The organism is Curtobacterium sp. MCBA15_001, from assembly GCF_001864835.1.
GTDB lineage: Bacteria > Actinomycetota > Actinomycetes > Actinomycetales > Microbacteriaceae > Curtobacterium.
In genome coordinates, this window is sequence record NZ_MJGI01000027.1 from 271,355 (window position 1) to 285,592 (window position 14,238).

12 protein-coding genes are annotated in these 14,238 nt (G+C 71.6%); 8 read left to right on the forward strand and 4 right to left on the reverse strand.

The window, feature by feature from the left end:
* Window positions 1-137: 137 nt before the first annotated feature.
* From BIU90_RS17295 to BIU90_RS17305, 3 genes are read right to left on the reverse strand one after another with little or no spacing between them, the layout of a single operon-like run.
* Complete coding sequence (locus tag BIU90_RS17295; protein ID WP_071301413.1) at window positions 138-866, reverse strand: copper homeostasis protein CutC; 729 nt, start codon at window positions 864-866, stop codon at window positions 138-140.
* The gene (locus BIU90_RS17300; RefSeq protein ID WP_071301414.1) at window positions 863-2,386 is read right to left on the reverse strand and encodes a M81 family metallopeptidase; all 1,524 of its coding nucleotides are present in this window, start codon (window positions 2,384-2,386) and stop codon (window positions 863-865) included. The genes BIU90_RS17295 and BIU90_RS17300 overlap by 4 nt, the downstream gene beginning before the upstream one ends.
* Window positions 2,379-3,563 carry an ROK family protein gene (locus BIU90_RS17305; protein WP_083404059.1) on the reverse strand — a complete coding sequence of 395 codons (1,185 nt, stop codon included), beginning with the start codon at window positions 3,561-3,563 and terminating at the stop codon, window positions 2,379-2,381. The genes BIU90_RS17300 and BIU90_RS17305 overlap by 8 nt, the downstream gene beginning before the upstream one ends.
* A gap of 187 nt (window positions 3,564-3,750) precedes the next feature.
* Here BIU90_RS17305 and BIU90_RS17310 point away from each other — a divergent pair, with 187 nt between their 5' ends.
* The 5 genes from BIU90_RS17310 (at window position 3,751) to BIU90_RS17330 (ending at window position 10,106) form a co-directional block, all read left to right on the forward strand.
* Entirely contained in the window at window positions 3,751-5,547 is a 1,797-nt protein-coding gene (locus BIU90_RS17310; RefSeq protein WP_071301416.1) for a peptide ABC transporter substrate-binding protein, read from the forward strand.
* A 95-nt stretch (window positions 5,548-5,642) separates the two neighbouring features.
* Window positions 5,643-6,602, forward strand: coding sequence for an ABC transporter permease (locus tag BIU90_RS17315; RefSeq protein WP_071301417.1), 960 nt, complete (start codon window positions 5,643-5,645; stop codon window positions 6,600-6,602).
* Window positions 6,599-7,504 carry an ABC transporter permease gene (locus BIU90_RS17320; RefSeq protein ID WP_071301418.1) on the forward strand — a complete coding sequence of 302 codons (906 nt, stop codon included), beginning with the start codon at window positions 6,599-6,601 and terminating at the stop codon, window positions 7,502-7,504. Before BIU90_RS17315 ends, BIU90_RS17320 begins: the two co-directional genes overlap by 4 nt.
* Window positions 7,501-9,198 carry an ABC transporter ATP-binding protein gene (locus BIU90_RS17325; RefSeq protein ID WP_071301419.1) on the forward strand — a complete coding sequence of 566 codons (1,698 nt, stop codon included), beginning with the start codon at window positions 7,501-7,503 and terminating at the stop codon, window positions 9,196-9,198. Before BIU90_RS17320 ends, BIU90_RS17325 begins: the two co-directional genes overlap by 4 nt.
* Complete coding sequence (locus tag BIU90_RS17330; protein ID WP_071301420.1) at window positions 9,195-10,106, forward strand: ROK family protein; 912 nt, start codon at window positions 9,195-9,197, stop codon at window positions 10,104-10,106. The genes BIU90_RS17325 and BIU90_RS17330 overlap by 4 nt, the downstream gene beginning before the upstream one ends.
* A 138-nt stretch (window positions 10,107-10,244) precedes the next feature.
* On the opposite strand, the gene BIU90_RS17335 is transcribed toward BIU90_RS17330, so the two are convergent.
* Window positions 10,245-10,703, reverse strand: a complete 459-nt coding sequence (locus BIU90_RS17335) for a DUF4383 domain-containing protein (RefSeq protein ID WP_071301527.1) — start codon at window positions 10,701-10,703, stop codon at window positions 10,245-10,247.
* A gap of 220 nt (window positions 10,704-10,923) precedes the next feature.
* On the opposite strand from BIU90_RS17335, the gene BIU90_RS17340 reads away from it, so the two are divergent.
* The 3 genes from BIU90_RS17340 to BIU90_RS17350 all read left to right on the forward strand — a co-directional run bounded on the left by BIU90_RS17340 (window position 10,924) and on the right by BIU90_RS17350 (window position 14,238).
* Window positions 10,924-11,655 carry a trypsin-like serine protease gene (locus BIU90_RS17340; RefSeq protein ID WP_071301421.1) on the forward strand — a complete coding sequence of 244 codons (732 nt, stop codon included), beginning with the start codon at window positions 10,924-10,926 and terminating at the stop codon, window positions 11,653-11,655.
* A 110-nt stretch (window positions 11,656-11,765) separates the two neighbouring features.
* Window positions 11,766-13,235 carry an ATP-binding protein gene (locus BIU90_RS17345; RefSeq protein ID WP_083404060.1) on the forward strand — a complete coding sequence of 490 codons (1,470 nt, stop codon included), beginning with the start codon at window positions 11,766-11,768 and terminating at the stop codon, window positions 13,233-13,235.
* Between the two features lie 115 nt (window positions 13,236-13,350).
* Complete coding sequence (locus BIU90_RS17350; protein WP_071301422.1) at window positions 13,351-14,238, forward strand: SDR family oxidoreductase; 888 nt, start codon at window positions 13,351-13,353, stop codon at window positions 14,236-14,238.

Consider the following 14,238-nt stretch of genomic DNA (forward strand, 5'->3'; position numbering starts at 1 on the left):
TGGCACCGGGCCTCCCGTCCTGCGTGTGGTCCGGTCGCGACGCGGTGCGGTGCAGGCGTTCGCACCCCGCTGCGGACATCGCACCCCGGTGCACCGGGGTGCGATGTCCGTCACGGGGTGCGATCCCGCCGCACGCGTCAGGCGTCGAGCGCTGCGCGTGCCGCGGCGACGACCGAGGCGTCGGTGACGAAGTGCGCCGAGCCGTCGTCGCCGGTGCCCATCGGGACCCCCTCGTGCGCGGACCCGGCCGAGCGCTTGGCCGACAGGTGCACCGCGGCGACGCCGGTCCCGACGAGTGCGGGCACGTCGTACGGGGTGACCCCGGCCCCGGACATCACCTGGACGGGGCCGGCGGCCGACACCATGCGGCTGATCGTCGCCGCACCGGCAGCTGCCGTCGTGGCGCCGCCCGAGGTCAACACGCGGGTGAACCCGAGGTCGGCGAGCAGGGCGACCGCGGCGACGGGGTCGACGGCGTGGTCGACGGCCCGGTGCAGGGTGACCTCGGCGGTGGCCCGGACGGAGCGTGCGGCGTCCACGAAGCGCCGGAGGGCGTCGACGTCGAGCGTGCGGTCCGGTCGGAGGGCCCCCACCACGACACCGGCGGCACCGGAGCGGAGGACCGAGGTCACCTCGCGCACCATGAGGTCGACCTCGTCGGCGTCGTGCACGAAACCACCCGGACGGCAGCGGACGAGCGCGTGCGCCGGGATGCCGGTCTCGTGGGTGGCCTCGACGAGGGCCTGCGACGGGGTGAGCCCGCCGAGTTCCAGCCCGACGCAGAGCTCCACCCGGTCGGCCCCGCCGTCCCGGGCGACGACGGCTCCGGCGGGCGAGGTCACGGCGATCTCGAGCGCGACGGTCACAGGACGACTCCGAGCGGTTCGTTCGACGGCGGGATGATCCGGGCGCCGAGGTCGGGCGCCGTGTCGAACTCCCGATCGTACGGGAACACCGGGCGCACGATCCGGTGGTGGCCCAGGCGCTCGAGGTCCTGGTCGACCCCGCCGGGCGTCAGCGCGAGCATCCAGTCCGCGGCCATGTCGAACAGCTCCGGCTCGAGGTACCCGATCTTCACGACGACCACGTCGGCCTCGCGCGGGCGGAGGTCGAGGTCGGTGAAGTCGTGCTCGTGGTGGTAGGGCTTCCGCAGCTTCGTCAGGATCGCGAACACGCTGCCGACCTGCAGCACGACCTCGGTCTCGGCGTCCCGGTCTCCTTGCTTGACCGCGTGCACCCGTCCGGTCATGGTGATCGGTCCGGCGTGCAGGTCGTCGACCGCGGCACCGGCCGTGACGGTGACGGTCGCACCGACCCCGGCCGCGACGGCGGTGGCGACGGCCTCGGGTCCGGGCACGCTCGCGTAGATGAGCGTCGGTCCCGCGGGGTCGGCGAACGCCGGGTGCGCCAGCACCTGCGTGAGCCCCCACGTCATGTCGCCGGACCCGCCGGCGGTCGGGTTGTCCCCCGAGTCCGAGACGAAGTACGGTCGCGCGGCACCGGGTGCGAGCGCAGCGGCCAGGCACGCGTCGAAGGAGCCCGTCGGTGCGACGAAGACGAAGTCCTCGCGGACGTCCCAGAACGCGCGGGCCAGTCGCTCGGCACCGGCTGCCACGGCGTCCCGGTCCCAGCCGGTCACGACGGTGACGGCACGGTCGCGGGGTTGGTCGGCCCAGGCGTACCCGACCCAGATCGCCGCGTCGAGCACGCCGTCGGTGGCCTCGACCGCCGGCACCTGGGCGTACAGCGACGCCGCGGGCTCGATGCGCGTCGAGGTCTGCTCGCCGGGCAGCAGCACCGGGATCGGCACCCACGCCTTGACCGGGCGCTGCGACCCGACCGGACGGGTGGTGAGCACGTCGACCAGGTTCCGGACGGCACGCTCCTTCGTCTCCGTCGCGTCCTCGTGCGGGGCCATCCGGTAGCAGGTGACCAGGTCGACCTGGTGCGCGAGCTCGGCGGTGACGTTGCCGTGCAGGTCCATCGACGCCGACACGATGACGTCCGGCCCGACGACGGCGCGGATGCGGCCGAGCAGGTCGGTCTCGGCGTCGTCCAGGCCCTCGACGACCATCGCCCCGTGGATGTCGTACCAGAGGCCGTCGACGGGGCCGATGTCGGTCAGGCGCGACACGATCTCGGACGCGAGCGACTCGTAGGCGTCCCGCGCGACGATCCCGCCGGGCAGCGCGTGCCCGATGAGTGCCCCACGGAAGTCCGCCTCGAGCGATGCCAGGAACGGGTAGCGCGCCACGACCTCGTCGCCGCGGTCCGGGTGGAACGCCGGCGCCAGTGTCCGGGTCGGCGTGAACGTCGAGGTCTCGATCGCCAGTCCGGCGATGGCGATGACCGGGCGACGGGCGGTGGTGGTGGTCGTGTCAGACACGGACGCTCCTGTTCCTGGTGGTCGACTGGGGTATCGGTGCCGAGCGCTCCTGCAACGACGCCGCCAGGCCACGCTGCAGGGCGAACTGCCCGGCACCGACGAGACCCGCGTCCGCCCCGAGCGAGACGCGCTCGATGGCGAGGTGTTCGGTCATGAGCGGGTGGCAGCTCTCGTAGAGCTGACTCCGCACGGCCGCGACGAACGGGTCGAGGGTCGAGAGGATGCCGCCGAGGTACACGGCGTCGGGGTTGAAGAAGTTCACGTTGGCGGCCAGCACCTCACCGAGGTACCGGCCGGCCAGCCGGACCGCACGGGTGGCCTCGGGGTCGGCGTCGGAGGCCAGCCGGACGACGTCGGCGGTCGAGGCGACGGGCGCGCCGGCGGTCGAGAGGATCCGGACGAGGGCAGCCCCGGACGCCACGGTCTCCAGGCACCCGGTGTTGCCGCACGAGCACGGGGTGTCCCCGGCCGCGTCGATGCGCACGTGGGTGATGTCCCCGGCCGCCCCGGTCGATCCGCGGTACAGCCGACCGTCGATCACGATGCCCGCACCGATCGCCGACCCGGCCTTGATCGTGATCGCCTGGCGTCGGGCCGGGTCCTGCACGGTCTGCTCGCCGGCGGCCATGCAGTTCGCGTCGTTGTCGACCGCGGCGGGCACCCCGAACCGCTCCTCGAGCCACGCCGCGACCCGGAAGCCGTTCCACCCGGGCATCCGGCTCGGCAGGTCGACGACGCCGGCCTCGACGTCGACGGGTCCGGGCAGGCTCAGGCCCACGCCACGCAGTCCGTCGGCACCGCGCGACTCGACCAGGTCCGACAGCAGGGCCGCCAGGCGCGTCAGCCCGGCGGTCGGACCGTCGGAGAGCGCGAACGGGACGTCCGCGACCGACTCGAGCGAGCCTCCCGGCAGGACGATGCCGATGCGCGCGTGCCCGCCGCCGACGTCCGCGGCGACCGCGTACTCGTCCACGCCGCCGATCCGCAGCACCTTGCGGGGGCGACCCCCGGTGGACACGTCGGTGCCCTCCTCGGCCAGGATCCCGTGCTCGAGGAGCTGTGCGACCACGTGCGAGACGGTCGACGGTGCCGCGCCGAGGAGCTGGGCGATCTCGGTGCGGCTGGACGCCTGGCCGGTGGCGATGAGCTCCAGGACCCGGGAACTGAGGTCGGCCACGACTTTCTCCAATCACGCACGAAGCACGACCAGATCGGCCGCCTACAGCCCAACGTAGGGCCTCGGGCGCCGTGGTCTGTTTCGCCCGATCGGCAGAAACAGACTATTTACACGAGAACGTTTGTTTTTTCGATCACTTCGGCCATTGACTGTGCACATCCCGACATCCCTTGCACAAGGAGTCCCCATGATGAAGCCCCGTCGCTGGGCACTGCTCACCGGAGCAGCCCTCGCGGTGAGTGCCCTGCTCGCCGGTTGTTCCGGAGGCGGTTCCGCCACCACGAGCACGAAGTCCGACACGATCAACTACGCGCTGCCGGCGAACTTCACACCGAACTGGCTCCTGCCGATCGGCACCGCCGCGCACCTCAACACGAACAACGGCTCCATCGCCCAGTCGCTCTACGAGCCCCTCGTGGCCTACGACGGCTCGACCGGCAAGATCGCCTGGAACAAGGCCGGCTCGGTCGCCACGGCCGCGGACTTCGCCAGCGACGGCACCAGCGTCACGATGACCCTGGGTGACCGGCACTGGTCGGACGGCAAGCCGATCACCAGCCGCGACGTCGAGTTCTGGTTCAACCTGATCAAGGCGAACAAGGACCAGTGGGGCTCGTACTCCGAGGGCAAGGCGCCGGACAACTGGACCTCGTTCACGGCCGTCGACGACACGCACTTCACGATCACCTTCGACAAGGCGTACAACAGCGACTGGATGCTCGCGAACCAGCTGAGCCACATCATCCCGCTGCCGCAGCACGCCTGGGACAAGACGGGTGCGAGCGCGAAGGTCACCGACGCCGACCGGACCACCGACGGCGCCAAGGCCGTGTGGAAGTACCTCAACACCGCCGCGGGCAAGATCTCCGACTACGCCAGTGACGACCTGTGGAAGACCATCTCCGGCCCGTACGGCGTGACGTCGTTCACCACGGCCGGCAAGGTGCAGCTCACCGCGAACAAGCAGTACGACGGCGGCGAGAAGCCGTCGATCACGACGGTGAACCTGCTGCCCTACACGACCACCGACGCCGAGACCAACGCGGTTCGTTCGGGCGCGGTCGACTACGGCTACATCAACGCGACCGACCTCGACCAGAAGGACTCCTTCACGTCGAAGGGCTACGACGTGAAGCCGTGGACCGGGTGGGCCATCACGTACATGCCGTACAACTTCAACAACCCCACGATGGGTGCCGTCTTCAAGCAGCTGTACGCCCGCCAGGCCGTCCAGATGTCGATCGACCAGACCAGCCTGTCCAAGGTCGTCTTCAACGGCACCGCGACCTCGACCTACGGGCCGATCCCGCAGGCCCAGGCGTCCGACTACGTGTCGAGCACGCAGAAGGACAACCCGTACCCGTTCAGCACGTCGAAGGCCAAGGCCCTGCTCACCAGCCACGGCTGGACCGAGAAGGGCGGCACGATGGTCTGCTCGGACGCTGGTTCCGGCGACAGCCAGTGCGGCGAGGGCGTCGCGGCGGGCACGAAGTTCACGATGTCGGTCCTGTCGCAGTCCGGCTCGACCGTCACCGACAACATGATGAGCGCCATCCAGTCGTCGCTGCAGAAGACCGGCATCGGCTTCACCATCAAGACGGCCCCGGTGTCGAGCGTGCTGTCGCAGACCCCGACCTGCACGAGCGACGAGGCCAGCTGCGACTGGGACCTGTCCTTCTTCGGCACGGCGGGCAGCTGGTACTTCCCGGCGTACCCGACCGGTGAGTCGCTCTTCCAGACCGGCGGTTCGGCGAACTTCGGCAGCTACTCGAACAAGGAGGTCGACGGGCTCATCAACGCGACGACCACCTCGACCGACGCCGCAGCGGTGCAGGACTACAGCGCCGCGGTCGCGAAGGACCTGCCGGTGATCTGGCTGCCGAGCCCGGACTACCAGATCTCGGTGGTCAAGCAGGGCCTGACCGGGTTCGACCAGGACTCGCTGGCCAACTTCCACCCGGCCCAGTGGAAGTGGAGCAAGTAGGTCGCTGACGCGACCACGGCCTGGAGGCGCGGTGCGGGTCCGACCCGCACCGCGCCTCCCGGGTCCTCACCATCCATCCCGATGACGGAAGCCGCATGACCACAGTCCTCTACCTCACCAGGCGGGTGCTCCAGGCACTCGCGGTGGTCTTCATCGTCACGATCGTCGTGTTCTGCCTGCTGCACGCCCTGCCGGGCGGACCCGCCCGCGGCGTGCTCGGCGTCTCCGCGACGCCCCCGCAGATCGCCGCGTTCAACCAGGCGCAAGGGCTCGACCAGGCGCTGCCGATCCAGTACCTCCGGTTCCTCGGGCGGCTGCTCAGCGGCGACCTCGGCACCTCGTACACGCTCAACGAACCGGTCGCGCAGCTCATCCGCGAGCGCCTGCCGAAGACCCTCGTGCTCACCGGCCTGTCCGCGGTGCTCGGTCTGGTCATCGCGATCCCGGTCGGCATGTGGCAGGCGGCCCGTCGCAACGGCGCGGTGGACTACACGGTCACGGCCCTGGCGTTCGTCTTCTACTCGACGCCGGCGTTCTTCCTCGGGCTCATCCTGATCGTCGTCTTCAGTCAGCAGCTGCCCTGGCTGCCGTCCCAGGCGCCGAACGGGAACACCCTGGCCGAGGTCTTCGCGGACCCCGCCGGACTCGTGCTGCCCGTGCTGACCGGGGCGCTCGCGATGATCGCCGTGTTCAGCCGGTACATGCGGGCCGCGACGCTGGAGAACCTGCAGGAGGACTACGTCCGCACCGCCCGCGCCGGTGGGGCGTCGACGGCGACGATCCTGCGGCGCCACGTGTTCCGGAACTCGCTGACGCCCGTGGTCGCGATGCTCGGGTACTACCTGCCGGTGCTGTTCGGCGGCGCGCTCGTCACCGAGCAGCTCTTCAACTACCCCGGGATGGGCCTGCTGTTCTGGAACGCGGCGCAGTCCTCGGACTACCCGACGCTGCTCGGCTGCGTCCTCGTCATCTCGGTCGCGACGGTCATCGGCACGCTGCTGGCCGACGTCGCGCAGTCCCTGATCGATCCCCGTGTGAAGGCAGGTCGCGCATGACCGTCCAGCTCGCTCCCGAAGCACCCGGCAGCACCGGCGGCGGCGTCGCGCCCGTCGCGGCCACCGGGTTCCGCCTGGCCGCCCGCCGCTTCCGGCACAACCGACTCGCGGTGATCGGCCTCGTCGTCATCGTCGTCATCGTGCTGTTCTGCTTCGTCGGGCCGTTGGTGTACCCGACCGACCAGACCCACACGCTGCTCGAACAGGCCAACCGCGGGCCGAGCGCCGCCCACCTGCTCGGCACCGACGCCGTCGGGCACGACGTCCTCGGCCGCCTGATGTACGGCGGCAAGGTCTCGCTCCTGGTCGGCATCGCCGCCGGGGTGCTCGCGACGGTGGTCGGCACGCTGTGGGGCTCGGTCGCCGGGTACGTCGGCGGCTGGGTCGACGCCGTCATGATGCGCATCGTGGACGCCGGCATCGCGATCCCCGCACTGTTCATCCTGCTCGTCATCTCGGCGATCACCACGCCGGGCGTCGCCGGGCTCATCGTGATCCTCGGACTCGTGTCGTGGCTCGTGCCCTCGCGACTCATCCGCGCCGAGACCCTGACGCTGAAGAACCGCGACTACGTCCTGACGCTCCGCGCGATCGGCGGGTCCCACGCCCGCGCGATCGGCAAGCACCTGCTGCCGAACTCGGTCTCGACGATCGTGGTCGCGGCGACGTTCCAGGTCGCCGACGCGATCCTGCTCGTCGCCTACGTGTCGTACCTCGGTCTCGGGGTGCAGCCGCCCGCGACGGACTGGGGCGGGATGCTCTCGGCGGGACTCACCGCCGCGTACTCGGGACGGTGGTGGCTGATCGTGCCACCGGGTCTCGCCGTGATCCTGGTCGTCTGCGCGTTCAACGCGGTGGGCGACGGGCTCCGGGACGCCTTCGACGTGAGGGGCCGCGGATGACCGCCGACCAGATCCTCCGGATGACCGACCTCGGGGTCGCGTTCAGCACCGAGTCCGGCACGGTCGACGCCGTGCACGGGGTCGCGCTCCACGTGGCGCCGGGCGAGACGCTCGCGCTCGTCGGCGAGTCCGGCTCGGGCAAGTCCACGGTGGCGCTCGCCGCGATGGGGCTGCTCTCCGGCAACGCGACGGTCACGGGCAGCGCCGAGGTCGCCGGCCACCAGGTCATCGGCGCCGGGGAACCCGAGCTGCGCCGCCTGCGTGGCAGCACGGTGTCGATGGTGTTCCAGGAGCCTGCCACCGCGCTCGACCCGCTCACCCGCGTCGGCGCCCAGATCGCCGAGGTCGTCCGCAACCACCGGCAGGTCTCGGCAGCGGCAGCACAGGCCGAGGCCGTGGCACTCCTCGCGAAGGTCGGCATCCCCGACCCGGAGCAGCGCGCGAAGGCGTTCCCGTTCCAGCTCTCCGGCGGGCAGCGGCAGCGCGTCGTCATCGCGATGGCGATCGCCAACAGCCCGGCGCTGCTCATCGCCGACGAGCCCACGACCGCGCTCGACGTCACGGTGCAGGCCGAGATCCTCGAGCTGCTCCGCGCGCTCGCCGTCGACAGCGGCACGGGCGTGCTGCTCGTCACCCACAACATGGGCGTCGTGGCCGACTTCGCGGACCGGGTGGCGGTCATGCTCCAGGGCTCGATCGTCGAGACCGGGTCCGTCGAGGACGTCCTGCTCCGCCCGCAGCACGAGTACACGAAGCGGCTGCTCGCCGCGGTGCCGCGGCTCGACACCCCGGAGACGCTCGCGCTCCGGGACCGCGACGCCGCACCGGTCACAGCCGCCGACGCACCGGCCGGGAGGCCCGACGCGGCCCCGGTGGTCGACCTGCGGGACGTCTCGGTGACGTTCGGGCGCGGGGCGCGCGCGGTGCACGCCCTGCAGGGCATCGACATCGCCGTGCACGCCGGTGAGACGGTCGGCCTGGTGGGGGAGTCCGGCTCGGGCAAGTCCACCGCAGCCCGGGTCGCCCTCGGTCTGGTGCCGCCGACGTCGGGCACGGTCAGCCTGTTCGGGCAGGACCTGCGTCGGGCACCCCGGCGGGACCGTCGGGCGCTGCGCTCGGGGATCGGTGTCGTGCTGCAGGACCCCGTGGCCTCGCTCGACGCCCGGATGTCGGTCGGGGAGTGCATCGCTGAGCCGCTCGCCGTGCACCGCCGTGGGATGTCCTCGAGCGACCGTCGGCAGCGCGTCGACGAGGTGCTCGACGCCGTCCGGCTGCCTCGTGCGCTGGCGGCCCGGGCACCTCGTGAGCTCTCCGGCGGGCAGCGACAGCGGGTCAGCCTGGCCCGGGCGCTGGTGCTCGACCCGCGGCTGCTCGTCGCCGACGAACCCACCTCGGCGCTCGACGTCAGCGTGCAGGAGGCCGTACTCGAGGTCCTCACCGAGCTGCAGGCCGACCTCGGCTTCGCGTGCCTGTTCGTCTCGCACGACCTGGCCGTCGTGCAGCACTTCGCCGAACGCGTCGTCGTGATGCGCCGCGGTGCGATCGAGGAGCAGGGCACCACCGGCACGACCCTGTTGCACCCGACGACGGACTACACGCGTCGCCTGCTCGCCGCGGTGCCCGTACCGGATCCGGTGCTGCAACGACAGCGACGGACCGAACGGCTCGCCACGCTCGGGGCGGTGACCTCGTGACCCGGGTCCTCGCCGGCATCGACGTGGGTGGGACGAACACCAAGGTCGTGCTCGCGACCCCCGCGCTCGACGTCGTCGACCGGATCGACCTGCCGACGCCCGCTCACGCCGGCGGCGCGGCGATCGTGGCGAGTGCGCTCGGAGCGGTGGCCGGTCTGCTCGAGACGCACCGGGCCTCCCTGGCGGGGGTCGGGATCGGCGCGGCCGGCGTCGTCGACGCGGCCACGGGGACCGTCCTGGTGACCGGCAACTCGTTCACCGGCTGGGCCGGGTACGGCGTCACCGAAGCGGTCACCGAGGCGCTCGGCGTCCCCGCGACGCTCGACAACGACGTGAACGCGTTCCTGCTCGGCGAGGTCGCCGCCGGAGCCGTCGCGGGGGAGCGTGACGTGCTCGGGATGACCCTCGGCACCGGTGTCGGCGGCGCCCTCGTGCTCGACGGCGCCCTGTTCGCGGGGCCGCGCGGTGCCGCCGGCGAGATCGGCCACGTGCCGGGCTTCGGCGACGGACGCTGCACCTGCGGACAGTACGGGCACCTGGAGACCATCGCGGCCGCCCGGGGGATGGCCGACCGCTACGAGGGCCTGACCGGCACACGACTGCCGGTGCACGCGATCGCCGAGGCAGCTCGCGCCGGGGACGACCACGCCGCCGCGGTGTTCCGGACCGCCGGGTGGGGGATCGCCCGCGGCATCCTGCTCACCGCCGGGATCCTCGACGTGACGACGGTCGTCATCGGGGGCGGTGTGGCACGGTCGTGGGACCTGCTGGCCCCGGCGATCCAGGACGCGATCGCTGCCGAGCCCCCGGTGTCCGGGGCGACCATCCGCGTCGAGCCCGCGCTGCTCGGGTCCGACGCGGTCGCGCTCGGCGCTGCGGCGCAGGTGCGCGCCCGCGTGCTCGACTGAGCGCGGCTGCGGCGGCTGCGGCGGCGCCGCGGTGGCTGCTGCGGCGGCGGCGCCGTTCGCTCCCGCACAACCAGAAGCACCCCGCGCCACGGACTTCCGTGGTGCGGGGTGCTTCCGGTTGTGCGAACCGCGGTCGGGTCAGGCGCGACGGGCTCCGACGCGGGGCAGGACGACCCCGAGCACGATCATCGCGACGGCCAGCACGGCGTGCAGCGCGTTGTCGGCGGTGTTGAGCGGGACGAAGTTCGCGGCGCTGGTCATGTTCGCGGTGAACAGGCCGTAGACGAACAGCACCGCGTAGACGATGCCGCCGACGAGCAGGTACAGGCGAGCGCCACTGCCGGAGCGTGCGGCGATCAGTCCGACGATGCCGAAGAGCAGGTGGACGATGTTGTGCAGGACGGACACCTGGAAGATGCCGAGCAGATGCGCCATCGAGCCGTCACCGGCGGCGGACATCGTGCCCATGTCCATCGTCAGGCCGGGGACGAACCCGGCGATGCCGACGATCAGGAACACGACGCCGAAGACGAGCGCGCCCTTCTGGGTCCAGGTCGAGCCGTACCCGGTGCGGCCGGCTGCTGTGTGTGCGGTCATCATCAGACCTTTCGTGAGGGTGAGCCGCGCCTGATCGGCGGCTTGGACACCGTGTGTGTACTCAGCGTATTCGGAGCAGATGCGCTGACGGTTTGCAGTTCCCAGGCTTGACTTTCCCGGTCCCCACAAGTGCGGACTGGCGCTCCCCCGAACGGGGGGTCAGGATGCTGCCCAGTTGCACAACACAACTGGCAGGTCCTTCCCCGACAGAGGAGTCGTCATGAAGAAGTCCATCGCCACCGCGTTCGTCGCGGCCGCCGTCGTCGCTACGGGTGTGTTCGCCGCCGCCCCGGCCTCCGCCCTCGCCGCCAGCCCACAGGTCGTCGGCGGGACCCGAGCACCGGCGACCGGGTGGGCCGTCCAGCTCGAGGCCTCGGGCGGGTCGATCCCCTCGGGCTACGTCAGCAACTGCACGGGCGAGCAGATCAACGCCTCGTGGGTGCTCACGGCCCGCCACTGCATCGACGGCATCGGCGCGATGAACGTCTACCACTCGAACTCCACCGCGAACCGCGGCACCCCGGCCGTCGTCGACCGGGTCTCCGCGGCACCGACCGGCGACATCGCCCTCGTGCACCTGCGCAGCTCGTACGCGCTGTCGACGTACGCGGCGCTCGACCTCGGCGCGACGGCGAAGTCGAGCGGCACCGGCACGATCGAGGGCTACGGCCTGCGGGCGAACGCGCAGCAGTCCGACGGGCTCTACCAGGCGACGGTGTCCCTGACGGGTGCCAGCCGGGATGCCTTCAACGGCAGTGCGCAGCACGTCACGGGCGTCACCGGCGCGTCGAACCACGGTGACTCAGGCGGTCCGCTGCTGGTGAACGGCGTCGTCGTCGGCGTCTGCTCCACCGGTGACAGCGCGGACCCGGGTGCGAACACGACCGCCGGGTCGAACTACGCGCTGCTCGCGCAGTCCGCGTCCTGGATCCGGTCCACGGCCGGCGTCTGATCCGACCGGGCTCCGGACGGAAGGCTCGTGGCGGCGCCGCCACGAGCCTCCCGTCCTTCCTGTGGTCGCGTTCATGGCGGCCGCTGCCTCGGCCCTGACAGGATGCTGCTGTGCTCGACGACGCCGACCGGTCCCTGATGCTCGCACTGACGCGCTACCTCGAACACGCGAACGAACTCGCGGGGCGCGAGACCCGCACCGAGCTGACGCCCATCGGGCTCCGCGTCCGGGACCACCTGGGCGTCGACCCGCAGACGGTCCCCGTCGTGACCGAGGAGATCGCCGACCACCGCCTGGTCGACGCGGACATCGCGCTCGAGGAGCTGAGCGGCGGCGACCCCGATGCGCTGGTCGGCATCGCCGGGGACGACGGCCGCTTCCACAGCTCCATGAGCGAGTTCATCGCCCACGCGGCCTCGCGGTGGTCCATCGGTCCGGTGAGCTACGCAGCGCGTGCCAGCGGGCCGGACACCACCCGGCGGGTCGTCTCCTTCGGCCTGTGGCTGCTGACGTTCGACGGCACCCCACTGGCAGTGCTGCAGCGTGCGGCGAAGCCCGAGTACGGACGGTCTCGGGCCACGCTCGAGGTCCTGTGCGCCGACCAGGACCGCGCGACGGCGTTCCTCGGACGGCTGCGGACCCTGATGATCGAGCGCAGCGTGCTCCGCGGGCAGGTCCTGTCCTTCACCCGCTCGGAGTACGGCTCCGATGCCGGGGCCACCTTCCTGCGACGACCGGACGTCGGCGCCGGGGACGTCGTGCTGCCCGACGGCCTGCTGGACGAGGTCGTCGCGCACGTCGTCGGCATCGGCGAGCAGCGGGACGCACTGCTGGCGGCGGGCCAGCACCTGAAGCGCGGGGTCCTGCTGTACGGGCCTCCCGGAACCGGCAAGACGCTGACGATCCGCCACCTGCTGACCCGGACACCGGCGGTGACCGCCGTCCTGCTGACCGGGTCGAGCATCGCCGCGATCGGTGCGGCCGCCGAGATCGCCCGGACCTTCCAGCCCTCGATCGTCGTGCTCGAGGACATCGACCTCGTCGCGATGGAGCGCAGCGCCTCGCCCCAGCCGCTGCTGTTCGAGGTGCTCGACGCCCTCGACGGCCTGGACGGGGACGCCGACGTGGCCTTCGTCATGACGACCAACCGCGTGTCCGTGCTCGAGCGCGCGTTGGCCGACCGGCCCGGACGCGTCGACCTCGCCGTGGAGGTCCCACTGCCGGCACTGCCCGAGCGCACCCGGCTGTTCCGCCGGTACGCGGGGTCCTTGCCGTTCTCGGACCAGGCGATCGACGACGCTGCGGAGCGGGCCGAGGACACGACGGGCTCGTTCGCGAAGGAACTCATGCGGCGGAGCGTCCTCGGGGCGGCGATGCGCGGTGCCGAACCCGCGGACGAGGACCTGGCCGCCGCGCTCGAGTCGCTGCTGACGGCGCGGTCGAGCCTGACGCGGAAGCTCCTCGGCACGCGGGACGGCGACGAGGACCAGGGCGTCGACGTCGAGGACGACGAGTCCGACGACGGCGGCGTCTGGACGGCGTACGCGCCGCTGTCCGACACGATGTTCACCACGGACTGAGCCCCGTGCCCGCCGCGGACCTCGGTCCTGCCGCGGAACCGTGTCCGTCGGACCTGAGCGTCCGTCCGGCGCGGACCTGAGCGTCCGTCCGTGTGCCTCCGAGGACCGTGGGTGCATGAGCCAGTACGACAAGCGTGACCCGAACTCCCTCTACCCCGCACCGCCGTACCCGGAGCAGGAGCAGTCGCTGCCGGGTGCCGCGTGGAAGATGGACCCGAAGCCCGACCACGGCGAGACGAGCTACGTCGGCAAGGAGCGCCTGACCGGGTTCCGCGGCATCGTCACCGGCGCCGACTCCGGCATCGGTCGCGCCGCCGCCATCGCCCTGTCCCGCGAGGGCGCCGACCTGGTGCTGTCCTACCTGCCCGACGAGCAGGAGGACGCGGAGGAGGTCCGCGACCTGCTCGAGTCCGAGGGACGCCGCGCGGTGCTCGTGCCGGGCGACATCTCCGACGAGCAGTACTGCACCGACCTGGTCCAGAAGGCCGTCGACGAACTCGGCGGGCTGGACACGCTGGTGATGGTCGCCGGTCGGATGGAGAGCAACGAGGACATCCTGACGCTCGACACCCAGATGTTCGACTCCACGTTCAAGACGAACATCTACTCGCTGTTCTGGTTGACCAAGGCCGCGATCCCGCACCTGGAGCCAGGCTCCACGATCGTGACGACGGGGTCGATCCAGGCGTCGACGCCGTCGCCGGACAAGATCGACTACGCCGTGTCGAAGGGCGCGATCAAGCTCTTCACCGAGGCCGTCGCACAGCAGCTCGCACCGAAGGGCATCCGCGTGAACTCCGTCGCACCGGGCCCCGTGTGGACACCGCTGCAGCCGGGCTCCGACGATGCCGAGACCGTGGCGCACTTCGGGGAGCAGTCGCCGTTCGGACGTCCGGGTCAGCCCGCCGAGCTCGGTGCCGCGTACGTGCACCTGGTCAGCCCGGAGTCGAGCTACCAGTCCGGCTCGACGATCACCATCGCCGGCGGCACCCCCGCGTTCTGA